Here is a 22,443-nt window from a genome sequence, read left to right on the forward strand (position 1 = left end):
AATCGGCCGCCCCTTGATCCGACAGGGCCGAGCGGGTGGCGTGGGGCAGTTCGGGAACGTAAAGCGGAAGGACGCGACGTGGTTTTGCGGACGCTGCGGCGACCGGGGAGAGAACAGGCGGCCGGGCGGTGGTCGAGGACGGACGGGTCGATCCGTGCCGACGCGGGTCGCGACGAGACCACGCGCCGGTCGCGCCGCCCCGCCCTCGCCCCGTGCCGACGCGATCGAAGCCGGGCTCAGTCGAGCGGCGTCTCGACAAACGCCGGCAGCGCTTCCGCGCGCACCGAGTGCGCGGCGAGCGCCGGATAACGGGCCGGGTCGATCCGCGCGAGCGCCGGGTATTCGGCGGTCATGAATTGCGTGAAACGCCATGCGACGGCGACGGTCACGTCGGACTGCAACAGGCGCGCGCCGCCGAGCCAGCCGTTCGCGGCCGCGACGAGCGGCTCGAGTGCGCCATACGCAGCCTCGAGCTGGCTCAGCACGCGCTCGAGCCACGGCGCGTGCTGCTTGTCGGCCGGGCGCAGCGACTGCTCGTACACGACCTGCACCGTCTTCTCGGCCGCCGCCAGCGCGAAGCCGACCGGCACGAGCGCGCGCAGCCGCGCATCGACGGCGTCGGGCAGCAGGCGCCGCTCCGGCGCGACGCGATGGTCGAGGTAGTCGACGATCAGCGACGAATCGATCAGCGTCGTGCCGTCGTCGGTCACGAGCGTCGGCGCCTTCACGACCGGATTGAAGGTCCGGAACCGGTCGAAGTGGCGGAACACCGAGACGGACTCGTGTTCGAACGGCAGGTCGAGCAGCTTCGCCGAAATGGCGACACGGCGCACGAACGGGGAATCCAGCATGCCGATCAGCTTCATCGCAAACGCTCCGCGTGAGGGAATGGGACCGACGACTGTAGCAGCGCCGTGCGTCGCCGCCTAGCGCGACGCGCACCTGATGCACGTCATCCGGTCACGTATCCGACACCCGCTGCGCGGCCAGAATGACCATAATGCAGATTCACGCCCCTTCCGCCCCAAGGTTTGCCATGTGGTATGCCGTCGTCGAGCAGCAGCGGGAATGGATGCGCGCCTGGCGCGAGGCGACGCGTCACGCGTTCGACGTGTGGCCCGCGGCGACGCTGCCGCACGCCGCGTCGTCGTGCTATGACGACCTCTTCGAGCCGCTGCTCGGGCCGGCCGTCGGGCCGCCGCGCTTCGAGATCCGGCGGCCGGCCGTCGACGAGCGGATCATCGCGCGCACGCCGTTCTGCCAGCTGCGGCGCTTCGCGCGCGACGATGCGCGGCGCACGGTGCTGCTGTGCGCGCCGCTCGCGGGGCATGCGGCCGTGATGATGCGGGAGACCGTCGAGGCGCTGCTCGCCGACGGCGACGTCTGCGTGACCGACTGGGTCAATGCGCGCGACGTCCCGCTCGCGTCGGGCCGCTTCGGGCTCGACGAATACGTGGCGACGCTCGACGGCTTCGTCGACGCGCTCGCACGCGACGACCGGCCGCTGCACGTCGTCGCGGTATGCCAGGCCACCGTACCCGCGCTCGGCGCGCTCGCGCTGCGCGCGGCGCGCGGCCTCGCAGCGCCCGCGAGCGTCACGCTGATCGGCGGGCCGCTCGACGCGCGTGTCAATCCGAGCACGCTCGGCACCACGGCCGCGTCCCGGTCGCTCGCGTGGTGCCGCCGCCACCTGATCGACATCGTGCCGCCCCACTTCCCCGGCCATGGCCGCCATGTGTTCCCGACCTATCTTCAGCAAGGCGAGATCGCGCTGCTGTTTCCGCAGCGGTTCCTGACGCTGATCGAGGACTACGCGCGCGCCGCGTCGCACTTCGATGTGACGGCACTGACGGACGCGCGGCGCGCGCTGCGCGAATACACGGCGCTGCTCGACATGCCGGCCGAATACTTCCTGGATACCGTCGATGTCGTGTTCCAGCGGATGTGCCTCGCGAACGGCACGTGGGAGGTCGGCGGCCGGCGCGTCGAGCCGGCCGCGCTGCGCGGTGTCGTACTGCTGACGGTCGAAGGCGGTTGCGACGCCGTCACCGGCGCCGGCCAGACGCATGCGGCACTCGACATGTGCCGCGGCCTCGCGGCCAGCGAGCGTCATCGTCTCGATATCGACGATTGCGATCACTACGGGCTGTTCACCGGCGACCGCTGGCGCGGCGACGTCCATCCGGCGCTGCAGCGCGTGTTCGCGCAGGCCGAAGCCGAACGCCCGGGATCGCGCCGGCGCCGGATCAGGCGGACGTAATGCCGTCGTCCCACGCGCGCGCCGCCTCGAGCAGCGCGCGCACCTCGTCGTCCCCGGTCTGGTCGAAACGCGCGTAGAACTGGCTGATCCCGAAGAACCCCTGCGGCTGCAACTCCGTGACGAACACGTCGGCCAGATCGTCGAGGGCATGCTCGGCATCGGCCGGCGCGACCGGTACGGCAACCACGACGCGCGCGGGATGGCGCTCGCGCAGCGCCTGCAGCGCGACGCGCATCGACGCGCCGGTTGCGACGCCGTCGTCGACGACGATCACGATACGGCCGTCGACCGGCAGCGGCGGCCGCGCACCGCGATACAGCGCGTCGCGCCGCCGCAGCTCGGCGGTCTCGCGCGCGATCACGTCGGCCACTTGCGCATCGGTCACGCCCATCGCGCGGATCGCCGAATGCTGCAGGTGGATCGCCCCGCCGGTCGCGATCGCGCCGATCGCGAATTCGGGATCGAACGGCATGCCGAGCTTGCGCACGACCAGCACGTCGAGCGGCGCACGCAGCGCCTGCGCGACCGGGAATGCCACCGGCACGCCGCCGCGCGGCAGCGCGAGCACGACGACGTCGCGCCGCCCCGCATAGTCGCGCAGCGCGTGCGCAAGCCGGCGACCCGCGTCGGCGCGATCGGCAAAACACTCGGTCACGATCGGCTCCCTGCCGTTGCACCGGATGCGCGACCATCGCGCCGGCGCCTGTCCAACGAGCATGGTTCATCGGGCGCGCCGATGCAAGCGGGGTCATACCGGCGCGGGCGGCATGCGAATTGCGGTGAGAAAGGGATGAGCGGGGTTCGCTCGCGCGGCCCGGGCGGACCGCCGGTCGGCGGTCAGAGCCCGCCGGCCTGCCGGTACAACCGCCAGAACGACTGTGCGTACGACTGCGCAAGCTCCGGCGCGCGCTGGAACACGTTCACCGTTTCCGCGTGCGCGGCCGCGCCGTCGGACAGCGTCGTCAGGGCGACGCTGTCGTCGACGATCACGAAGCGCGGCGCCGGATCGCCGTGCCGCGAGTCGATCGCGACATCGATGCCGGCCGATTTCAGATAGCCCGCGCCGCTGTACTTGCCGGCACGCGACGAACGCACCAGCACGACCCGCACTTCGATCCCGCGCGCGCGCGCCGCACGCAGCGCCGCCGCGACCGCGGGCGGCACGTACGCGTAGCCCGCCAGCAGCACGCGGCGCTGTGCTTGCCCGATCAGGTCGACCGTCGCGTCGGCCGCCGCATTGTCATACGAAAAGTACGTGCCGACCGAGGCGGCGTCGGACGGAATCGGGCTGGCGTGGGCGGTCGCCGCGCAGCCGAGCGCGGCGAGGAGGAAGGCGGCTGGTCTCATGGCGGGCGCCATTGTAGCGACGCCAATTCGCGTGGCAAGCGCCTGCTGAAACGGTGCTGCGCCGGCGCAACACCCGCTGCGGAACGGCCATCGGACGGGCCGGTTCCCGAATCGATTTCGCCGCGTTGCCGGACCGCTTGCGCGCCGCCGGTCAGCCGGCCGCGACGCGCGCGAGCCAGCTCGCGATGCCGTCGACCGAACGGAAATCCGCGACGCTGCGCGCCGGCAGCGCCGGATACGCGCCGCTCGCCATCTCGGCCAGCGCCCGGCCCGGGCCGAGTTCGAGGAACGCGGTCGCGCCGGCCTCGACGCACGCGGCCAGGCAGGCCGCCCACTCGACCGGCTCCGCGATCTGCCGCGCGAGCTTGTCGAGCCCCGCCTCGACATCAAGCACCGACGCGCCGTCGATCCCCGAAAACAGTCGCGTGCCGGGCAGCGGCCGGCGCACGTTCACGGCGGCCAGCGACGCGCGAAACGCGGGCACCGCCGACGCGAGCCGGCGCGTGTGCGACGCGATCCGCACGCACACGGGCGCGACGCGCAGTGCGCCGTCGCGTGCCGCGTCGCCGGCCACCGCGGCGACGTCGGCCTGCCGCCCTGCCACCACGAATGCGTCGCCGGGATTGACGATCGCGATCGCCGCGTCGCGGCCATCGCACAGCTGCGCGAGTTGCGCGCGCGTCAGCCCGCGCACGAACGCCATTCGCTCAGCGCCGCCGCTCGCGGCGTCCATTGCGCGCGCGCGCGCATCGGCGAGATCCAGCGCATCGTACGGGTCGATCATCCCCGCGACGCTCCACGACGCGACTTCGCCGACGCTGTATCCCGCGACACAGCGACGCCGCGGCCACACCGCCTCGAGCAGCGCGGTCGCCGCGAGCGCCTGCACCGTGCAGAGGATCTGCGCGGCGCGGTTCTCGCGCAGCGCGTCCGGTTCGGCGTGCCGCACCCAGTCGCGCGGATCGTCGCCGAGCAGCCGGCCCGCGTGCGCGAACAGCGCGTCGGCCTGCGGCACCGCGCCGGTCAGTTCGAACATGTCCGCGCGCTGTGCGCCTTGCCCCGAACACAGGATCGCCAGCGTCATCGCCTCACCTCGTCCGCTTCGTCCGCTTCGAGCGCATCGACGAACACGCTCATTGCCAGCAGGTCGGCCGCGCCGCCCGGGCTCAGCCGGCGTGCAACGAACGCGCGGTGTGCGGCGGCCGCACGCAAGCGCCAGTCGCGGGCGCGTATGCCGCCGCGAGCGACGAATGCGCGCGCCGTGGCGCGCGCGAAATCGAGGCCGGCCTGCCCGCCTCGATGCAGCAGATTCGTATCGTCGAGCACGGCGATCAGCGCAAAGCACGCGTCGACACGCACGCCTTCCGGGTCGTCCGGGACGCTGCGCCGCGCACGGCGCAATGCCGGCAACCCGACGCCGTACACGGTCGTGAACCCGTCGGCCGCCTCGCGACGCGCGCCGCCGACGCCGTAGCGGCGGCTCGCACGCTCGCCGTGACTGTCGGGCAGCCGCGGGCCGCCGAGAATCTCGGTACCCCAGCGCCGCGCGACGAACGCACCGAGCGTCATCGTGCGAGCAGCCGTGCCGGGCACCGTGCGACGGCCGGCGGCCGCGCACAGCAGCCCGAGCCCGAAGATCGCGCCGCGATGCGTGTTGACGCCGCCGGTCGCGGCGAGCATCGCGTGTTCCGCACGCAGCCCGATCTTGCGCAGCACGGCCATGTCCGCGTCGCGTGCGCCGGCGTCGGCGAGCTCCGCGAAGTACGGCCGCAACACGGCCGCGCTGCGCGCGAACGTCGCGGCGTCCATGTCCGTATGACTGCCCGTGTCGACGTGACTCACGAGCCCCGGTTTCGGATACGTCTCGATTTCGAGCACGAGGCTGCGCTCGGCGAGCTCGGCGATGCGCTCGGCGTCGGACGGCGCCGGTGCGCGGCGGGCGGCCCATGCGCTCATCGCATGCCTCCCGTGAATGCGTCGGCAGACATCAATTCGACAGCGATCGCCGTCTTGACCGCGACTTCAGGCAGCCGCGCATGCAGTTCGCGCCAGTTCACGCCCGCGCCGTCGTCGCGCAGCAGTTCGCCGTCGATGCGCATCGGCGCACGCGCGTCGAGCGCCGCCAGGCCGTCGAGCAGCGCGGCGAGCGATGCGGCGGCCGGCAGCGGAAACACGATGTCGAGATCGGAAGACGCGCTCAGGTAGCGCTCGCCCGTGAGCGCCTGCCATGCAAGGCTGCCGAACACGCGACCCGGCACGCCGCAGCGCGCGCCGAGCGCATCCAGCTCGCGCAACGTCGCGTGCCATGCGTCGGGGGCGACGGCGAGCACGTCGGCCAACGCGGGCAGCGGGCCGATCGACTCCACCATGTCGGCGGCGACGTTCAGTGCAATGCGCCGCTTGCCCGCGGAGGGCGGCAGCGGCAGGCCGAGCGGGATGCGCCCCGCATCGGCCTCGTCGGGCGATGCGCGGCGCACGATCAGCGGCCAGCAGTGCGCGGCCCACGCCCGCACGAGCGGATCGGCCGCCAGCGCGGGATCCCGCGCGCATGCCGCGCCCCACCCTGCCGCCGTCAGCGTGACGAGCGTGTGGCGGCGCGGCGGCGTGTCAGCGTGCTGCACGCGCGAGTGCCTCGACGCGTCGCGCGACGTCGGCCGCGACCGGCCGGCCGCGCGCCGCACGGCCATCGCCGCGATCGGCCGGTCTGCCGAGCCATTCGCCGACCTGCGCGTCGAGCGCGCGGGACGGGTCGAGCACGGCGTCGACGGCGCCCATCTTCACGAGATTGTCGAGCCCCGGCGCGAACACCGGCGTCGAGCGCGCCATCTCCTTCAGCACGTCGATCGGCAGCTTCGTCACGCGCGACATTGACGGCAGGTCCATCACCTCCGGCTCGGCGCCCGGCACCGCGAGCAGCGTGCGCGTCGCGAGCGCGGTCGCGATGAACGCACCGGCGGCCGTATGGCCGTACAGCACGCCGATCGTCCGGTGCCCGGCGAGCTCCGCGTGCATCAGGCATTTCGCGAGATGCGACAAGCCTTCGTTCAGGCCGAGCAGTTCGTCGCGCTTGCTCATCCGCTGGCTGTCGCTGTCGACGAGCACGAGAATCGGCGTGTCGCCGCCGCGCTCGATCGTGTCGAGCACGTGCGACGCGAGCGTCACGGCTTCGTCGATGCCGAACGGCAAGCGGTCGGCGACGCCGATCACGTCGACGCGCGTGCCGGCCAGGTCAGCCCGGCCCTTCAGCAGGCCGCCGGTTCGCACGATCGAATGGCCTTTCGGAAACAGCGAAGTCAGTACTTCATCGAGCGTCATGCTGGAACTCCTGCAGTTGGTCGGCGAGCTTCGCGAATGCGTCGTCGGGCATGCCGGGGATCGCTTCCGGCGTGTCCGCGCCGAGCATGCGCCACACGTCGAGCGCGTCCTTGCATGCGCCGAACCGTTCGACGCGCGCTTCGAGACGCGTCTGCTCCGCACGCAGCATCGCCGCATCGAAGCGCGGCGCACGGCCGAGCAGCTCGAGCGCGGCTGCACGAAACGCGTCCGGCGTATCGGCCACATAGCGGTCCGCGCCGCCGATCAGCCGCCGATGCTTGCCGCCCATCGTGCGCCAGATCAGCGCGCGATCCTTCGCGTCGAACTCCTCGACGCCGCGATTGGTCTCGATCACTTCGGGACCCGACACGCTGATGCGCCCCTGCTCGGACACCGCGAGCGCCGAGCAGCACGCGGCGAGCAGCCCGCCGCCGCCGTAGCACCCCGCGCGCCCGCCGATCAGCCCGATCACCGGCACGCCGGCCGCACGCGCGTCGACGAGCGCGCGCATGATCTCGGCGATCGCGAGTTCGCCCGCGTTCGCTTCCTGCAGCCGCACGCCGCCCGTATCGAACAGGATCAGCACCGGCGTGCCGAGTTCGCGCGCCGCACGCAGCAGCCCCGTGAGCTTCGCGCCGTGCACTTCGCCGAACGCGCCGCCCATGAAGCGGCCTTCCTGTGCGGCGACGAACACCGGCTTGCCGTCGAGCCGGCCGTGGCCGACCACCATCCCGTCGTCGAACTGCTGCGGCAGGTCGAACAGCGGCAGGTGCGGGCTCGTCACGCGCTCGCCCGGCCCGAGAAATTCCGTGAAGCTGCCCGCGTCGAGCAGCCCGTCGACGCGCTGGCGCGCCGACGCTTCGTACCAGCTCGCGCCGTTCGCGACGAACGCAGGTGCGTCATGGATCACGTCGTTCATCATGCGTCCCCCTCGATCGCGCGCACGGCCTGCGCGAGCCGCAGCGACACCATGTCGGGCCGCGCGCCGCCGTCGTTGATCGACAGCTTCAGGCCGCCCGGCGCGCGCCGCTCGACGAAGTCCGACACGACCGCCTGCCACACCGCGCCGAAACCGATCGCCGCGGTGCGGATGTCGATCTCGCATGCATTGCCCGGCAGCACGCGCTCGACGAGCACCTCGAGATTGCCGGACGCGACCACGCCGACGAGCGCCGTGGCCCGTTCGCCCTGCGCGCGTTCGCGCGCGGTGAAGCGATAGTTCAACTGTTCCATGCCCTCTTCCTCACCAGTTGCGGAACCGGGCCGGCGGCGCATACAGGCCGCCCGACCAGTGCACGAGATCCTTGATCGAGCGCGCGGCGAGCCAGCGGCGGTCGGCGTCGAGCGGATCGATGCCGAGATCCTCCGGGCGGCGGATCACGCCGCGCTCGCGCAGCCGCTCGACCATCCTGCGGTCGCGGCCGCGGCCGATTTCCGTATAGCCGGCCACGCCCCGGATCGCGTGCTCACGCTCGTCCTTGTCGCGGCACATCAGCAGGTTCGCGATCCCTTCCTCGGTGACGATGTGCGTGACGTCGTCGCCGTAGACCATGATCGGCGCGAGGTCGAGCTGCAGCTTGTCGGCGAGCTTCAGCGCGTCGAGCTTCTCGACGAACATCGGCACGTTCTTGTCGCCGAACGTCTCGCCGATCTGCACGACCAGCTTGCGGCCGCGCCTGAGCGCCGCCGGCGTGTCGGGGTCGGCTTCCGCACCGGCCTTCAGCCACGGCTCGCTCGGGTGGCGCCGGCCGCGCGCATCGCTGCCCATGTTCGGCGCGCCGCCGAAACCGGCGATCCGCTCGGCGGTGACCGTGGACGAATGGCCCGACAGGTCGATCTGCAGCGTCGAGCCGATGAACATGTCGCACGCATAGAGGCCGGCGGTCTGGCAGAACGCGCGGTTCGAGCGCAGCGACCCGTCGGAGCCCGTGAACCACACGTCGGAGCGCGCGCGGATATAGTCGTCCATCCCGACTTCGGAACCGAAGCAGTGGATCTGCTCGACCCAGCCCGATTCGATCGCGGGGATCAGCGTCGGGTGCGGATTGAGCGCCCAGTGCGTGCAGACCTTGCCCTTCAGCCCGAGCTTCGCGCCGTAGGTCGGCAGGAGCAGCTCGATCGCGGCCGTGTTGAAGCCGATCCCGTGGTTCAGGCGCTTGATCCCGTACGGTTCGTAGATGCCCTTGATCGCGAGCATCGCGGTCAGGATCTGCGTCTCGGTGATCGCGGCCGGGTCGCGCGTGAACAGCGGCTCGACGTAGAACGGCCGGCCGGCCTCGACGACGAAATGCACGCGGTCGCCGGGAATGTCGACGCGCGGCACCTTGTCGACGATGCGGTCGACCTGCGCGATCACGATGCCGTCCTTGAATGCGGTGGCTTCGACGACGGTCGGCGTGTCTTCCGTGTTCGGGCCGGTGTACAGGTTGCCGTCGGCGTCCGCGCTGACCGCGGCGATCAGCGCGACCTGCGGCGTGAGGTCGATGAAGTAGCGTGCGAACAGCTCGAGATACGTGTGCACCGCGCCGAGCGCGATCTTGCCGCCGAACAGCAGCTTCGCGATCCGCTGCGACTGCGGGCCCGAATACGCGAAGTCGAGACGCTTCGCGATCCCGCGCTCGAACACGTCGAGATGCTCGGGCAGCACGACGCCCGACTGCACCATGTGCAGGTCGTGGACCTTCGCGCTGTCGACGTCGGCGAGCGCCGTCGCGAGCAGGTCGGCCTGCTTCTGGTTGTCGCCTTCGAGGCAAACGCGGTCGCCGGGCCGCAGCACCGCTTCGAGCAACGCGACGGTGTCGCGCGCATCGACCCGCTTGCCGCGAGCGAAGGCCGCGCCGGCCGCGAGGCGTGCATCGCGCGCCTGCCGCGCGTGATTCCATCCCGTCATGAACAGTTCTCCCGCTTCGATGGTTCAGCGGCATTCTAAGCCGGGCGCCGCCGCCGATTGATGATGTTGACGCATGCGACTCAGAGGACGCCGCGATGGATGCGGCCCGCCGGGGCCCGCGCGCACCGGCTGCGCGCGCTGGGCCCCCGCGGGCCGCCCGACACGCAGGCGGCGGCTATGCGCCGACCAGCGCGCGCGTCGCGAAGAACAGCACCGACGGGCCGAGCAGGCAGCCGACGCCGGTATGGAACGTCGCGACCAGCGCGCCGTACGGCACGAGCCGGCGGTCGGTCGCGGCGAGGCCCGCGCTCACGCCGCTCACGGTGCCGGCGAGGCCGCCGAAGATCATCGCGGAGCGCGGGGTCTTGAGGCCCATGAAGTTGGCCGCGACCGGCGTGCCGACCATCACGATGATCGCCTTCACGAGCCCCGTCGCGATGCTGAGCGCGATCACGTCGGAGCTCGCACCGATCGCCGCGCCCGTGACGGGCCCGACGATGTAGGTGACGGCGCCCGCGCCGATGGTCGTCATGCTGACCGCATCGGTATAGCCGAACGCGCGTGCGACGCATGCGCCGACGATGAACGGCAGCACGGTGCCGAGCAGCAGCGACACGAAGCCGACGAGGCCGGCCTTGCGCGCCTCGGTCGGCTGCACTTCGAACGCGGTCGCGACGATCGCGAAATCGCGCAGCATCGCGCCGCCCATCAGGCCGACGCCGGCGAACAGCGGCACGTCGGCGATCCCCTTCTGGCCGCCGGTGAACGCGCCGCCGACATACGCGAGCACAAGACCGATCACGATCGCGATCGCGGAGCCGTGTACGCGGCCGAATGTGAGCTTGCGCGACGCGATCGACGACAGCCACATGATCAGGCCGACCAGCGCGAACGACGCGACGAGCCCGTTGTGGGCGACGGTTTTTTCGAGCATCTGCAGCATGGCGGTCTCCTTCACCGTTCGTCGAGTGCCGGCACGCCCGCGAAGGCCGTGTCGTCGCGCCCCATGCGCACGAGTACCGCAATGCAGCATGCGCAGATCGCGACCGCGCCGACGGCTGCGAGCAGGGCGACCGGCCCGCCCTTCAGCGCGGCGACGACGTTCTGGTTCGCGGCCATCGCGACGACGACCGGGATGTACATCGCGCCCCAGAAACCGACGCCCGCCTCGGTCTCCTTCGGCAGCCAGCCGCACCGGTGCAGCCACAGGCGCAGGCAGATCAGCAGCAGCATCGCGATGCCGACGCCGCCGACGTTGGTCTTCACGCCGATCGCGGCGCCCAGCAGGTCGCCGAGGAACAGTCCGGCCAGATGGCAGAACGCCAGCAGCGCGGTTCCGTAGATGATCATGAGTCGTCTCCAGTCTCTTCGTGACGGGCGCCTGACACCTGCGGGAGCCGGGCCCGCACGCCGATCCCGTGCGGACTGCCTGTCTCCTGCGGCGGTGCGCCGCGGCCCGGCGGCTCGTCGTGCGAGCGCGTTCTCGGGGGTCGATGGGATGATGCGGTTTCGGGCCGGACGCCGGATGGCTTAGACTGACCGATACAGCCGGCGGCGCGACACGGGCTACGCGTCCGGTGCGCCCCGCTTGCATGGGCCGCACCAGGGCGTGATCCGATACTAGCGCCGCAAAATCCGGCCATTTATGAAGTTGTCGAAACCGATTCAGTGGATTTAGCAATGCGTCCGTTACCGCCCGAGCTGCTGCGCAGCTTCGTCGCCGTCGCCCAGTCCGGCAGTTTCACCGCCGCGTCCGAGCGCGTGAGCCTGTCGCAGTCGACCGTCAGCCAGCACATCCGCCGCCTCGAGGAGCTGCTCGACCGGCCGCTGTTCGAGCGCGACACGCGCAACGTGCACCTGTCGCAGCACGGCGACGCGCTGTTCCGCTACGCGGTGCGCATCCTCGAACTGATGGACGAGGCCGTCACGTCGGTGTGCGGCCCGCCGCTGTCGGGCAAGGTGCGGCTCGCGATGTCGGAGGATTTCGCGTCCGCGCACCTGACGGCCGCGCTCGCGAGCTTCGTGCAGCGCAATCCGGACGTCGAGCTCGCGATCTCGACGGGGCTGTCGGGCGACCTGTTCGATGCGCTCGACGAAGGCCGCCACGATCTCGTGTTCGCCAAGCGCGTCGCGGGCAGCCGGCGCGGCCGCGTGATCCGCAGCGAACCGCTGTACTGGTGCACCGGCCCCGATTCGCGGATCACCGGTCACGAGGCCGTGCTGCCGCTCGCGATGCATCCGGAGCCGAGCGTGTCGCGCCGCCGCGTGCTCGAGTCGCTGGAGGCGGTGGGCCGCCCTTACCGGATCGCCGTCGTGAGCAGCAGCATCGCGGTGCTGCGCGCGGCCGCGAGCGCGGGGCTCGGCGTCAGCGCGTTCGCGGGCTACGTGATTCCGGCCGGGCTCGCGCGGCTCGACGCGGGACTGCCCGAACTCGGCGAACTCGAATACGTGATCGACCGGCCGGCGGCCGCTTCGCGCTCGACACTCGCGCTCGAAGCAACGCTGATCACGGCGGCGGCCGAACTGTAACGATCGTCTTCCATCGCGCATCACGCCGACGCCGCCCCGCCGCGGCGTTCGCGCGCAACTGACGGTCTTGCCCGGAACGCGTCAGCGTCCGCGCAGTACCCGCTCGCGACAATGGGACCCATCGGAACGCACGGCAGTGTGCCGCGCGTCCGCTGTCCCGTCCCCTTGATCGGAGCACACCATGAACGTCTTGCGATTCGCCGTCGCGACCGCCGCAGCCGCGCTGCTGTCCCCCGCCCTTGCGCAAACCGATGCCGCGGCGCCCGCACCGGGCCTGACGCGCGCGGAAGTCGTCGCCCAGTTGAAGCAGGCCTATCTCGACGGCGAACTGCCGACCAACGACGGCAACTATCCGCCGAATGCCGCGACGCGCGCACGCAACCGGGAACTGGTGCAGGCCGTGCAGCCCGCGTGGCTCGCGCAGACGCCGCAGGCACCGCAAACGGCCACCCAGCAATAACCCTTTACGGCCCGGCCGAAACGCGCGGCGCGGACGCGCTCAGGGCAGGAAGCTGCGGCGCCGCGCGTCGATCAGCTCGACGAGCAGCCGGTCGCGCTCGGCCGCCAGTTCCTGCATCGAGCGCGCGCCCTGGATCGCGCGCAGTTCGTCGTTCAGCTTGCGATCGACGGCCGGATCGAACGACGGCGTGCCGAGGTCGTCCCACCACGTCGTGATCGGCCCCGACAGGTGTTCGAGGAAGTGCGCGATCCCGCCCGCGCCGCCGCCGAGGTGATAGGTCAGGCACTGCCCCATCAGCCCCCAGCGCAAACCCGGGCCCCACGCGACCGCCTTGTCCGCATCGGCGACGCTCACCACGCCTTCCCCCACGAGGTGATACACCTCGCGAAACAGCGCCGCCGCGAGCCGGTTCGCGACGTGGCCGGTCATTTCCTTGTTGAGCACGATCGTCTGCTTGCCGAGTGCGTCGTAGAAATCCTTCACGCGCGCGATCACGCCCGGGTCGGTCGCGTCGCCGCCGACCAGCTCGACGAGCGGAATCAGGTGCGGCGGGTTGAACGGATGCGCGATCAGGCAGCGTTCCGGATGCCGGTCGCACGCGGTCTGGATCTCGGACATCTTCAGGCCCGAGGAGCTCGACGCGATTGGCACGCGCGCGGGCAGCACGTCGTCCATCTGCCGGTACAGCGCACGCTTCAGGTCGAGCCGCTCGGGACCGTTTTCCTGCACGAAATCGACGCCGTCGAGCGCGCGCACGAGATCCGCGTCGAACGACAGCCGCGCGGAAAATTCGGCGGCCCGCTCGCCAAGGAACGCAGCGAGCGCGTCGCGCAGCCGCGCGTCGGCCTGCGGCGCGGGATCGGTCGCGACGACGTCGAAGCCCTTCGACAGATAGAAAGCCGCCCAGCTCGCGCCGATCACGCCGGCCCCGACGATCGCGATGCGTTGAATGTCCATGTCCGTCCCGTCTCCGTGGTCTGTGGATAGCGCGACGATTGTCGCATCGATTCACTTCGTCTCGCGTTGATGCAGGTTGCGATGTCCCTCTTGAAGACAAAGCCCCGCCAGGCATGACACCTGGCGGGGCTTTGTTCAACGTGCGGCGCGGCGCGGTACGCGCGCGCCGTCGCACTCAATCGAAATCGAACAGGTCGAACACCGATTTCTTGCGACGCTGGCCTTCGTGTCGATAACGGTCGTCGTGTGAGCGCCCGTCGCGCCCCCAGCCATCGTCACGCCCGCGCTGCGCCTGCGCATCGTGCCGCGGCGGCGGCGCGTCGCGGCGTGCCGGCACATCGCCGGTTTCGCGTGCGATCAGCTTGTCGAGCTCGCCGCGATCGAGCCAGACGCCGCGGCACGTCGGACAGTAGTCGATCTCGATCGACTGGCGCTCGGCCATCAGCAGGTCGGGGGTCTTGCATACAGGACATTTCATCACGCTTCTCCTTGCATTGAGAATTCCGGATCGAGGGCAGGACGCGGCCCGCCCGCTTGCTCAGCGACCTTCGACCCGCGCCGCGCGCCTCGCCTTCGCACGCCGCGCCAGCATGTTCATGCCCTCGACGAACGCCGAGAACGCCATCGCCGCGTAGATATAACCCTTCGGCACGTGTGAGCCGAAGCCCTCCGCGATCAGCGTCATGCCGATCACGACGAGGAACGACAGCGCGAGCATCACGATGGTCGGGTTGCGATCGATGAAGCGTGCGAGCGGCTGCGCGGCGAACAGCATCACGCTCACCGCGACGATCACCGCGACGAACATGATCGGGACGTGCTCGGTCATGCCGATCGCGGTCACGATGCTGTCGATCGAGAACACGATGTCGAGCATCACGATCTGGCCGATCGCGGCCCACACCGTCAGGCCGGCCGCGCCGCCCGACGCGCCCGCACCGTCGCCGTCATGCGACACGTGATGATGGATCTCGGTGGTCGCCTTCCACACCAGGAACAGGCCGCCCGACAGCAAGATCATGTCGCGCCACGAGAACGCGTGATCGAACAGCGTGAACACGGGTTCGGTGAGGCTTGCGATCCACGCGACGCTGCCGAGCAGCGCGAGGCGCATCACGAGCGCGAGCGCGATGCCGAGGCGCTGCGTGCGGGCGCGCTGCGCCTCGGGCAGCTTGTTGCTGAGGATCGAGATGAAGATCAGGTTGTCGATGCCGAGCACGACTTCCATCACGACGAGCGTCAGGAGCGCGGCCCAGACGGCGGGGTCGGCGGCAAGCGTCAGCAGGTAGTCCATGAAAAGGGCCGATTCGAATGGGGAAAGCCTGATGATAGGCGACCCACGACTTCGAAAAAATCAGAGAGAATCTGATCTTTGGTTCGGTTTTTCCGAAATATTGATCCGATGCTGAATTTTCGACATCTGTACTATTTCTGGGTCGTCGTGAAGGAAGGCGGCTTCGCGCGCGCCGCCGAGCGGCTCGACATGGCCGTGCAGACGATCAGCGCGCAGGTGCGCGAACTGGAAAAGTCGCTCGGCCACCAGTTGCTGCGCCCGGCCGGGCGCGGCGTCGCGATGACCGATGCCGGCCAGGCCGCGTATGCGCGCGCGGAGGTCATCTTCGAGATGGGCCGGCTGATCCCCGACGAAGTGCGCGCGGCGGCCAGCCAGCCGACCGTGCGGCTCGCGGTCGGCCTCGCGGACGGGATTTCCAAGCTCGCCGCGCATGCGATCCTCGCGCCGGTGCTCGACACGCCCACGCTGCGGCTGTTGTGCCATGACGGCGAGCACGACACGCTGCTCGCGGAACTGGCGCTGCATCACCTCGATCTCGTGCTGGCCGGCCAGGGCGCGCCGTCGGGGTCGAATCTGCGCGTGACGAGCGAGCGGCTCGTCGCGTCGCCGGTCGACTGGTACGGGCCCGCGGCACTCGTCACGCCGGCGGCGCGGCAGCGCTTCCCGCACTGCCTCGCCGAGCTGCCGGTGCTGCTGCCGACCGCCCATTCGGCGCTGCGCGCACGCCTCGACCTGTGGCTGGAGCGGGAGCGGGTCGTGCCGCGCGTGGCCGGGGAATTCGAGGACAGCGCACTGATGGCCGTGTTCGCGGCACGCGGCCTCGGCGTGTTCCCGCTCAGCGAACTCGGCGCGAACGACGCGTCGCTGCTGCGCGGGCTGCGCCGGCTCGGCCGCGCCGGCGACGTGACCGAGGAGATCCACGCGATCCGCTCGCGGCGCGGCGAACACCATCCGCTGGCATCGCAGCTGTTCGCCGCCGCGCGGCCGACGCAGGCCGCCTGAAGCAAGCGCGACATCAAACGAAACTATAATGACGCCCCGGCCATACGAGATTGCCACGCGCATCGCACCGGCACCACCGTTGTGCGCCCTGCGCCCGCAGCCCCGCGCGGCATCTCGCCGAGCCTTTTGAAAGACGCCATGCACAACCGATTTCGCCTGTTTTCCGTTTCGTGCGCGCTCGCGGCCGCGACCGTGCTGGCGGCGTGCTCGTCGCCGCCCAAGCCGATCTATCAGCAGGAGCAGTTCGACGCGGCCAGCAGCCCGTATGCGCACACGTTCCGCTCGAAATCCGACGCGGCCTGCGAGGCCGCGCGCCGCGCGCTGCTGAGCCAGGGCTATGTCGTGTCGTCGTCGCGCAACGATGCGGTCGACGGCAGCAAGAATTTCCAGCCGAGCAACGACATGCACGTCGTGATCGAGTTTCACGTCGTGTGTGCGGACGCAAACGCGGACGGCACGTCGAGCATCGCGTACGTGAACGCGGTGCAGGACCGCTACACGCTGAAGAAGTCGAATACGTCGGCAAGCGTCGGGCTCAGCGTGTTCGGTTCGCTGTCGCTGCCGATCGGGTCGAGCGACGACGCGCTCGTGAAAACCGCGAGCGAGACGATTCCCGCCGGCGTGTTCTACGAGCGCTTCTTCAATCTCGTCGAGCATTTCCTGAAGATCGATCCGGCCCGCCGCGATCGCGCGACCGTCAAGGCGGCCGAGAAGGAACCGGTCGCACCGCTGCCCGAACCCGCACCGACGCCGCAAGGCGAGCCGATGAAGATGACGACGCCCGTCGTGCCGACGCCGCCGGCCGCGCCGGTGCCGCTGTCGGTGCCGAGCGTCGCGCCGGCTTCGGGCACGTCGGTCGTGCCGGCCGTGCCCGCCGCGGCATCGGCCGTGGTCGCGCCGGGGGCGATGCGGGGTGTGGGGCCGGGTGTGGGGGCCGGTGGCGCTTCGGTGCCTGCTTCGGCTTCGGCCCCCGCCCCTGCGTCGACGCCCGCTTCGACGTCGACGCCTGCCGCATCGATGCCTGCAGTTGCCAGACAGGCCGCCGCAACGCCGGCATCGGCCGCGCCTGCGGCATCCGCACCTGCGCCGTCGAACGCCGCGCCGACGTCGGCAGACACGACGCCGGTGCCTCCCGCTGCCGATCCCGTCGCCTCGTCCGCACCGACCGGTGCCAGCGCACCGTCCACGAACTGACCGCGCGGCCGACTCCGCGCGCCGTACGCCCATTGCGTGCGGCGCGCCACATGCCCTCCTCCCTGTCACGTCCGACGAGATGACCGCACACCGGCCCACCGGCTGCGCGTGCTCGCCATGACGTGACCGGCGATCGGGAACAGCCCGTCGCGACGGACAACGCCAATCCCGCTTTCACAAACGCCGGCGATCGTTCCCGCGCCGCCGTCACCCCGCCGTTACGTCTTCGCCAGCATCGCCTGCCGGCTGCGCCGCGTCCCGCGCGCAGGCGCGTTACCGCAACGTCGCGTTCAGCGTCTGCAACTGCTCGACCGTCGCCGTCACGCCGCCGCACACGATCACTGCGATGTCCGACGCCGAGGCAAGCACCGGCACCGACAGTTCGAGCGCGGCCAGCGCGGCGCCGCACGCCGGCTCGACGACGATCCGGTGCTCGTCCAGGAACCGCAGCGACGCAGCGACCGCCTGTGCATCCGACACCACGACCGGATGAATCGCATGCCGCGTCGCCCATTCGACCGCCGCGTCGCACGGCCGCTTCGCGCCCAGCGACGTCGCGATGCTCGTGATCGCAGGCAGTTCGACCGGGCGCCCCTGCGCGACCGAGCGCGCGTAACTGTCGGCGCCCTCCGTCTCGACCGCGACGACCGGCACGTCGTGCCAGCCGTTGCGCGCGAGCCCCTCGAGCACGCCGCACAGCAGCCCGCCGCCGCCGACCGCGAGCACCACCGCGTCGGGTTTCGGGCCGATTGCCGCCATCTCGTCGATCATCGTCGCGTGCCCCTGCCACAGCACGGGGTCGTCGAACGGATGCACGAACGCATCCTGCGTGCCGACGGCCGACAGCGCGAACGCGTTCGCCTCGGCCCAGCTCGCGCCGTGCACGACCACCTCCGCGCCTTCGACACGGATCAGCTCGCGCGCGCGGGCCGACGCGGTTTCAGGCACGACGACGAGCACCGGCACACCGAGCTCACGACCGCAATACGCGACCGCGATGCCCGCATTGCCGCCCGACGACGACACGAACCGGCGCGCGCCGGCCGCATGCCGCGCTTCGCAAACCGCGCCGATGCCGCGCAACTTGAACGAGCCGGACGGCTGCAGCGCGTCGAGCTTCAGCCGGATGTTGGTACCGAGACGGCGCGACGCGATTTGCGAGCGGATATAGGGGGTCTGGATATGAAGCGGCATGGTGCGGGATACGGTCGGGACAAAGGGAACGCACGCGGCCTGTGAACAGGCCCGGCAACCGCGACCATCGTACGGCACGCCGGTCATGCTTTCCAATACCATCGAATGGCACTTGCTATGCTTGACAGGCCTACCCGACGAATCGAAACCGGAGCCGACCGCGCATGCGTCAGATCGAACTGCGTCACCTGCGTTACTTCGTGGCAGTCGCGCAAGCCGGCAGCGTGATGGCCGGCGCCCGCGCGGCCGGGATCGTCCAGCCCGCGCTGTCGCGGCAGATCCGCGAGCTCGAGGACGCGATCGGCGCGCCGCTGCTGGTCCGCCGCGCGACGGGCGTCACGCTCACGGCGGCCGGCGCGAGTTTCCTGCAGGATGCGACCCGCCTGCTCGCGATGTTGCAGGAGAGCCGCGAGCGAGCGTTGCGCAGCGCGGCCGGCCAGCTCGGCGAGCTGCGGCTCGGCGCACTGCCGAACTGTCTGCCGCTGCCGGTCGTCGCGAACGTGCTCAAGGCGTTTCGCGATGCGTGTCCGGACGTGAAGCTGTCGATCGCACCGATGCTGTCGGCCGAGCAGGCGGCGGCGCTGATGCGCGGCCAGCTCGACGGCGGCATCATGGCGTGGCGCCGCGACGAGGCACCGCATCTGTCGGGCGTGCGGCTGCTGAGCGACCGCTTTGTACTGGCGATGCCCGCGCCGCCCGGCGGCCGCTTCCACGCGCCGCGCACGCTCGCCGACGTCGCGCACGAACCGTTCGTCTGGTTCGACGCGCAGCGCTCCGCCGCGCACCACCGCTTCCTGATGGCGCAGTGCGAACGCACCGGCTTCACGCCGCGCATCACGCAGGTCGGCAGCGACATCCCGACGCTGATCGGTCTCGTGGCGGCCGGCATGGGCTGTGCGTTCGTGCCGGAAAGCGCATCGCCGACATGCCCGCGCACCGTCCGGCTCGTCGCGCTCGACGAACTCGCGAGCCGCTTCGACATCGAGTTCGTGTTCGACGGGGCGGCGCCGCCTTCCCCCGTCGTCGCGAGGTTTCTCGACGCGGTGCGCGACGCAGCCGGCCGCGCGGACTGACCGACCGCCCGGCGTGCACGAGCCGCGCGCCGGCGACGGATTGCGCAGCATCGCCCGGCAGCGGATTCGCCCCCCAGCGCTGTCGTGTCGCATGGCAACCGGCTTCGCTGCCCTCGCACCGCAAACGGCCGCTCGAACGGACGAAAAAATCTTTCAAATCGATGACAACCGGCGCTACCGCGCCGGTATTTTTAAATTGGCACCAAAAACAGCCGCTTAACGTCATTTCGAATCGTTATGCGCCGAAATATACTGCGCCCCGCATCCAACCCTCGTGCCAAAGAGAGGATGCCTTTCTGCCCCGGTCACGGTCCCCCTGTGACCGGGGCTTTTTTTGGGCCGCGAGCCGCGCACGCACGACGCCCCGATCGCGCATTGTTGACATCAAATCAAGATAATTTCGCTCGAACGCGGCTTTTTCGGCAAAAGTCATGCAGGCACACTTCACGCTGTCCACAACGGCCCTGGTGCCGTTGCCCAACGCTTGCAGGAGCGCATCGCGTGAACGCCACGACCTCTTCCCCTTCCCGCCCGGGCGGCAGCGCCGCGCTGCCGCTGCTGGCGCTTGCCGCCGGCGCGTTCGGCATCGGCACGACCGAGTTCTCGCCGATGGGCCTCTTGCCCGTGATCGCCGACGGCGTGCACGTGTCGATTCCGCAGGCCGGCATGCTGATCAGCGCGTATGCGATCGGCGTGATGGCCGGCGCGCCGCTGATGACGCTGCTGCTCGCGCGCTGGTCGCGCAGATCGGCCCTGATCGCACTGATGTCGATCTTCACGATCGGCAACCTGCTGTCGGCCATCGCGCCCGACTACACGACGCTGCTGCTCGCTCGACTCGTCACGAGCCTCAACCACGGTGCGTTCTTCGGGCTCGGCTCGGTGGTCGCGGCCAGCCTCGTGCCGCGTGAAAAGCAGGCCAGCGCGGTTGCGACGATGTTCATGGGCCTCACGATCGCGAACGTCGGCGGCGTGCCGGCCGCGACCTGGCTCGGCCAGATGATCGGCTGGCGCATGTCGTTCGCGGCTACCGCGGCACTCGGCCTGATCGCGATCGCCGGCCTGTTCGCCGCGCTGCCGAAGGGCGAAGCCGGCAAGATGCCAAACCTGCGCGCCGAGCTGTCGGTGCTGACGCGCCCCGTCGTGCTCGGCGCGCTCGCGACCACGGTGCTCGGCGCCGGCGCGATGTTCACGCTGTACACGTACGTCGCGCCGACGCTCGAACACCTGACCGGTGCGACGCCCGGCTTCGTGACCGCGATGCTCGTGCTGATCGGCGTCGGCTTCTCGATCGGCAACATCGCCGGCGGCCGCCTCGCCGACCGCTCGCTCGACGGCACGCTGATCGGCTTCCTGGTGCTGCTGATCGTGACGATGGCCGCGTTTCCGGTGCTCGCCCGCACGCATGCCGGTGCCGCGGTCACGCTGCTGGCCTGGGGTGTCGCCACGTTCGCGGTGGTCCCGCCGCTGCAGATGCGCGTGATGCGTGCCGCGCACGAAGCGCCGGGCCTCGCGTCGGCGGTCAACATCGGCGCGTTCAACCTCGGCAACGCTGCCGGCGCGGCAGCCGGCGGCGCGGCGATCTCGGCCGGCTTCGGCTATGCAGCCGTGCCGCTCGTCGGCGGACTGATCGCCGCGGCAGGGCTCGCACTGGTCGCGCTGCAGGCGAACCAGCGCCGCCGCGCACCGGTCGCCGCGAACGGGTGAGCGCACGGCGATCCTCATGGTGTCGATATACGGCACCGGCATTGAAAAAACGCCTGCGCCGCACAGCCCGGCGCCCGATGCATCGTCAGAAGCGATGCACGATGCCGAGCTGCACGCCGCGCGCGTTCGCGCCCGGATACGCGAGCGGCAGGCCCGGATTCGCCGCGCCGGCGAGCGTGTAGCCGGCCTGGTTGCGGTTGCGCAGGTACGACAGCGCGCCATAGAAGCTCGTGCGCTTCGACAGGTCGTATTCGTACATCAGCCCGAACTGGTCCGCGTTGTCGCCTTGCGACGTCTGGTCGTGCAGGTATGCATAGCCGAGCGCGACATAGTTCGCCGGATTGAGCTGGTACTTGACCGACAGCCCGTACACGCGCGAATCGATCCCGAGATCGGCCCACTTCACCGCGGAGAAGCCGCCGTACACGGTCGCCTTGCCGATCTCGTACGATGCGCCGGCCATGATCGTGCGATCGGTCGTGGTCGCGGTCGCGTTCTTCAGCCACTGGCCCGCGACGAACGCCGCGAACGGTCCGTGCGTGTAGGTCACGTCGAACTGCTGGCTCGAGCCTGCCGAGCGCACGCCGCCCGCATCGCCGAACCCGACGTACAGCCCGGCCTGGAAGCCGGCGATCTCGGGGCTCTGGTACGACAGCGTATTGCTGGTGCGGAACTTGAACACGGTCAGGTTGTCCATGCCGGACGCCTGCGTGACGCCGCCGAACGCATCCTGCCCGCCCTGGTCGTTGAACAGCGGCGAATTCTGGCGGCCCGCGCGCACCGTGCCCCACTGCCCCGCGATGCCGACCCACGCCTGCCGATTGAACATGCTGCCCGAGCTCGCCAGCGAACCGTCGTTCGGATTAAAGCCGTTCTCGAGTGCGAACTCGATCTTCTGGCCGCCGCCGATGTCCTCGCCGCCCTTCATCCCGAAGCGGCTACCCCGTTGGCCGCTCGAGCCGATCGCCGCCGTATAGCCGTTGCCGGTATTCACGTACTGCGCGAATTCGTCGATCACGCCGTACAGCGTGACGCCGTCCTGCGCGAGCCCGGCGCCCGACCCACCCAAGCATGCGGCCGCGACGGCCATGCGAAGACCGGCATGCGCCGATCGCGCCCGGGAACGATTGCCTCGTGCGTTCATTTGCTTAGTCATACTATTCAATGAAATGAGAATGGAACAATGCCGGGCACGGTGGTCTGCCATGCCGGCATCGCGGG

The 22,443-nt window shown here is 70.4% G+C and carries 24 protein-coding genes; 7 read left to right on the plus strand and 17 right to left on the minus strand.

Annotation, left to right across the window (positions count from 1 at the left end; genetic code table 11):
- Positions 1–236: 236 nt before the first annotated feature.
- Positions 237–866, minus strand: coding sequence for a glutathione S-transferase family protein (locus DIE22_RS15030; protein WP_124499579.1), 630 nt, complete (start codon positions 864–866; stop codon positions 237–239).
- 170 nt (positions 867–1,036) lie between these two features.
- Here DIE22_RS15030 and phaZ point away from each other — a divergent pair, with 170 nt between their 5' ends.
- On the plus strand, positions 1,037–2,260 hold the full coding sequence (gene phaZ / locus DIE22_RS15035) for a polyhydroxyalkanoate depolymerase (protein ID WP_124499578.1): 1,224 nt from the start codon (positions 1,037–1,039) through the stop codon (positions 2,258–2,260).
- Here the strand turns inward: phaZ and DIE22_RS15040 are convergent.
- The 11 genes from DIE22_RS15040 to madL form a co-directional block, all read right to left on the minus strand.
- Complete coding sequence (locus tag DIE22_RS15040; protein WP_260426678.1) at positions 2,247–2,915, minus strand: phosphoribosyltransferase; 669 nt, start codon at positions 2,913–2,915, stop codon at positions 2,247–2,249. The genes phaZ and DIE22_RS15040 overlap by 14 nt on opposite strands.
- 182 nt (positions 2,916–3,097) lie before the next feature.
- Positions 3,098–3,619 (minus strand): phospholipase D-like domain-containing protein, encoded by a 522-nt coding sequence (locus DIE22_RS15045; protein ID WP_124499576.1) that lies wholly within the window; start codon positions 3,617–3,619, stop codon positions 3,098–3,100.
- Between the two features lie 139 nt (positions 3,620–3,758).
- Positions 3,759–4,691 (minus strand): acyltransferase domain-containing protein, encoded by a 933-nt coding sequence (locus DIE22_RS15050; RefSeq protein ID WP_124499575.1) that lies wholly within the window; start codon positions 4,689–4,691, stop codon positions 3,759–3,761.
- Positions 4,688–5,563, minus strand: coding sequence for a triphosphoribosyl-dephospho-CoA synthase MdcB (gene mdcB / locus DIE22_RS15055; RefSeq protein ID WP_124499574.1), 876 nt, complete (start codon positions 5,561–5,563; stop codon positions 4,688–4,690). The genes DIE22_RS15050 and mdcB overlap by 4 nt, the downstream gene beginning before the upstream one ends.
- Positions 5,560–6,228, minus strand: a complete 669-nt coding sequence (gene mdcG / locus DIE22_RS15060) for a malonate decarboxylase holo-[acyl-carrier-protein] synthase (protein ID WP_124605408.1) — start codon at positions 6,226–6,228, stop codon at positions 5,560–5,562. The genes mdcB and mdcG overlap by 4 nt, the downstream gene beginning before the upstream one ends.
- Entirely contained in the window at positions 6,215–6,922 is a 708-nt protein-coding gene (gene mdcE / locus DIE22_RS15065) for a biotin-independent malonate decarboxylase subunit gamma (RefSeq protein WP_124605409.1), read from the minus strand. Before mdcE ends, mdcG begins: the two co-directional genes overlap by 14 nt.
- Complete coding sequence (locus DIE22_RS15070) at positions 6,909–7,844, minus strand: biotin-independent malonate decarboxylase subunit beta (RefSeq protein WP_124605410.1); 936 nt, start codon at positions 7,842–7,844, stop codon at positions 6,909–6,911. Before DIE22_RS15070 ends, mdcE begins: the two co-directional genes overlap by 14 nt.
- Positions 7,841–8,155 (minus strand): malonate decarboxylase acyl carrier protein, encoded by a 315-nt coding sequence (mdcC, locus tag DIE22_RS15075; RefSeq protein ID WP_124499570.1) that lies wholly within the window; start codon positions 8,153–8,155, stop codon positions 7,841–7,843. Before mdcC ends, DIE22_RS15070 begins: the two co-directional genes overlap by 4 nt.
- Before the next feature lie 10 nt (positions 8,156–8,165).
- A complete protein-coding gene (gene mdcA, locus DIE22_RS15080; protein ID WP_124605411.1) occupies positions 8,166–9,812 on the minus strand; it encodes a malonate decarboxylase subunit alpha in 1,647 nt (548 codons plus the stop codon).
- Between the two features lie 175 nt (positions 9,813–9,987).
- Complete coding sequence (gene madM / locus DIE22_RS15085) at positions 9,988–10,755, minus strand: malonate transporter subunit MadM (RefSeq protein ID WP_124605412.1); 768 nt, start codon at positions 10,753–10,755, stop codon at positions 9,988–9,990.
- A gap of 11 nt (positions 10,756–10,766) precedes the next feature.
- Positions 10,767–11,162 (minus strand): malonate transporter subunit MadL, encoded by a 396-nt coding sequence (gene madL, locus DIE22_RS15090; RefSeq protein WP_124605413.1) that lies wholly within the window; start codon positions 11,160–11,162, stop codon positions 10,767–10,769.
- A 330-nt stretch (positions 11,163–11,492) separates the two neighbouring features.
- On the opposite strand from madL, the gene DIE22_RS15095 reads away from it, so the two are divergent.
- A complete protein-coding gene (locus DIE22_RS15095) occupies positions 11,493–12,341 on the plus strand; it encodes a LysR substrate-binding domain-containing protein (RefSeq protein WP_006754565.1) in 849 nt (282 codons plus the stop codon).
- Between the two features lie 181 nt (positions 12,342–12,522).
- Entirely contained in the window at positions 12,523–12,801 is a 279-nt protein-coding gene (locus DIE22_RS15100) for a DUF4148 domain-containing protein (protein ID WP_124605414.1), read from the plus strand.
- A gap of 39 nt (positions 12,802–12,840) precedes the next feature.
- Here the strand turns inward: DIE22_RS15100 and DIE22_RS15105 are convergent, their stop codons facing one another.
- The 3 genes from DIE22_RS15105 to DIE22_RS15115 all read right to left on the minus strand — a co-directional run bounded on the left by DIE22_RS15105 (position 12,841) and on the right by DIE22_RS15115 (position 15,052).
- The gene (locus DIE22_RS15105; RefSeq protein WP_124605415.1) at positions 12,841–13,758 is read right to left on the minus strand and encodes a 3-hydroxyacyl-CoA dehydrogenase NAD-binding domain-containing protein; all 918 of its coding nucleotides are present in this window, start codon (positions 13,756–13,758) and stop codon (positions 12,841–12,843) included.
- Between the two features lie 175 nt (positions 13,759–13,933).
- Positions 13,934–14,236, minus strand: coding sequence for a zf-TFIIB domain-containing protein (locus DIE22_RS15110; RefSeq protein WP_124499564.1), 303 nt, complete (start codon positions 14,234–14,236; stop codon positions 13,934–13,936).
- 60 nt (positions 14,237–14,296) lie between these two features.
- Positions 14,297–15,052 carry a TerC family protein gene (locus DIE22_RS15115; protein WP_124605416.1) on the minus strand — a complete coding sequence of 252 codons (756 nt, stop codon included), beginning with the start codon at positions 15,050–15,052 and terminating at the stop codon, positions 14,297–14,299.
- Between the two features lie 108 nt (positions 15,053–15,160).
- Here DIE22_RS15115 and DIE22_RS15120 point away from each other — a divergent pair, with 108 nt between their 5' ends.
- Positions 15,161–16,054, plus strand: a complete 894-nt coding sequence (locus DIE22_RS15120) for a LysR family transcriptional regulator (protein WP_124499562.1) — start codon at positions 15,161–15,163, stop codon at positions 16,052–16,054.
- Between the two features lie 138 nt (positions 16,055–16,192).
- A complete protein-coding gene (locus DIE22_RS15125; protein WP_124499561.1) occupies positions 16,193–17,248 on the plus strand; it encodes a DUF2242 domain-containing protein in 1,056 nt (351 codons plus the stop codon).
- Between the two features lie 273 nt (positions 17,249–17,521).
- Here DIE22_RS15125 and DIE22_RS15130 read toward each other — a convergent pair whose 3' ends face one another.
- Positions 17,522–18,442, minus strand: coding sequence for a pyridoxal-phosphate dependent enzyme (locus DIE22_RS15130; RefSeq protein ID WP_124605417.1), 921 nt, complete (start codon positions 18,440–18,442; stop codon positions 17,522–17,524).
- A 164-nt stretch (positions 18,443–18,606) separates the two neighbouring features.
- On the opposite strand from DIE22_RS15130, the gene DIE22_RS15135 reads away from it, so the two are divergent.
- Together DIE22_RS15135 and DIE22_RS15140 are read left to right on the plus strand one after the other, a co-directional pair.
- Positions 18,607–19,515 carry a LysR family transcriptional regulator gene (locus DIE22_RS15135; protein ID WP_124605418.1) on the plus strand — a complete coding sequence of 303 codons (909 nt, stop codon included), beginning with the start codon at positions 18,607–18,609 and terminating at the stop codon, positions 19,513–19,515.
- A gap of 501 nt (positions 19,516–20,016) precedes the next feature.
- The gene (locus DIE22_RS15140) at positions 20,017–21,222 is read left to right on the plus strand and encodes an MFS transporter (protein WP_124605419.1); all 1,206 of its coding nucleotides are present in this window, start codon (positions 20,017–20,019) and stop codon (positions 21,220–21,222) included.
- Positions 21,223–21,307: 85 nt separating this feature from the next.
- Here the strand turns inward: DIE22_RS15140 and DIE22_RS15145 are convergent, their stop codons facing one another.
- Positions 21,308–22,378, minus strand: a complete 1,071-nt coding sequence (locus DIE22_RS15145) for a porin (protein ID WP_124605420.1) — start codon at positions 22,376–22,378, stop codon at positions 21,308–21,310.
- Positions 22,379–22,443: the final 65 nt, after the last annotated feature.

It is taken from the genome of Burkholderia sp. Bp9142 (assembly GCF_003853415.1).
In the GTDB taxonomy this organism is placed as follows: domain Bacteria; phylum Pseudomonadota; class Gammaproteobacteria; order Burkholderiales; family Burkholderiaceae; genus Burkholderia.

Coding starts and splice junctions, on each gene's coding strand:
- DIE22_RS15095 (WP_006754565.1), top strand. CDS start 11,493: ATGCGTCCGTTACCGCCCGAGCTGCTGCGCAGCTTCGTCGCCGTCGCC.
- DIE22_RS15030 (WP_124499579.1), bottom strand. CDS start 866: ATGAAGCTGATCGGCATGCTGGATTCCCCGTTCGTGCGCCGTGTCGCC.
- madL (WP_124605413.1), bottom strand. CDS start 11,162: ATGATCATCTACGGAACCGCGCTGCTGGCGTTCTGCCATCTGGCCGGA.
- DIE22_RS15145 (WP_124605420.1), bottom strand. CDS start 22,378: ATGACTAAGCAAATGAACGCACGAGGCAATCGTTCCCGGGCGCGATCG.
- DIE22_RS15125 (WP_124499561.1), top strand. CDS start 16,193: ATGCACAACCGATTTCGCCTGTTTTCCGTTTCGTGCGCGCTCGCGGCC.
- mdcE (WP_124605409.1), bottom strand. CDS start 6,922: ATGACGCTCGATGAAGTACTGACTTCGCTGTTTCCGAAAGGCCATTCG.
- DIE22_RS15130 (WP_124605417.1), bottom strand. CDS start 18,442: ATGCCGCTTCATATCCAGACCCCCTATATCCGCTCGCAAATCGCGTCG.
- DIE22_RS15110 (WP_124499564.1), bottom strand. CDS start 14,236: ATGAAATGTCCTGTATGCAAGACCCCCGACCTGCTGATGGCCGAGCGC.
- DIE22_RS15115 (WP_124605416.1), bottom strand. CDS start 15,052: ATGGACTACCTGCTGACGCTTGCCGCCGACCCCGCCGTCTGGGCCGCG.
- mdcB (WP_124499574.1), bottom strand. CDS start 5,563: ATGAGCGCATGGGCCGCCCGCCGCGCACCGGCGCCGTCCGACGCCGAG.
- DIE22_RS15135 (WP_124605418.1), top strand. CDS start 18,607: ATGCGTCAGATCGAACTGCGTCACCTGCGTTACTTCGTGGCAGTCGCG.
- DIE22_RS15100 (WP_124605414.1), top strand. CDS start 12,523: ATGAACGTCTTGCGATTCGCCGTCGCGACCGCCGCAGCCGCGCTGCTG.
- DIE22_RS15105 (WP_124605415.1), bottom strand. CDS start 13,758: ATGGACATTCAACGCATCGCGATCGTCGGGGCCGGCGTGATCGGCGCG.
- DIE22_RS15120 (WP_124499562.1), top strand. CDS start 15,161: ATGCTGAATTTTCGACATCTGTACTATTTCTGGGTCGTCGTGAAGGAA.
- DIE22_RS15070 (WP_124605410.1), bottom strand. CDS start 7,844: ATGATGAACGACGTGATCCATGACGCACCTGCGTTCGTCGCGAACGGC.
- mdcC (WP_124499570.1), bottom strand. CDS start 8,155: ATGGAACAGTTGAACTATCGCTTCACCGCGCGCGAACGCGCGCAGGGC.
- mdcA (WP_124605411.1), bottom strand. CDS start 9,812: ATGACGGGATGGAATCACGCGCGGCAGGCGCGCGATGCACGCCTCGCG.
- DIE22_RS15050 (WP_124499575.1), bottom strand. CDS start 4,691: ATGACGCTGGCGATCCTGTGTTCGGGGCAAGGCGCACAGCGCGCGGAC.
- phaZ (WP_124499578.1), top strand. CDS start 1,037: ATGTGGTATGCCGTCGTCGAGCAGCAGCGGGAATGGATGCGCGCCTGG.
- DIE22_RS15045 (WP_124499576.1), bottom strand. CDS start 3,619: ATGGCGCCCGCCATGAGACCAGCCGCCTTCCTCCTCGCCGCGCTCGGC.
- madM (WP_124605412.1), bottom strand. CDS start 10,755: ATGCTGCAGATGCTCGAAAAAACCGTCGCCCACAACGGGCTCGTCGCG.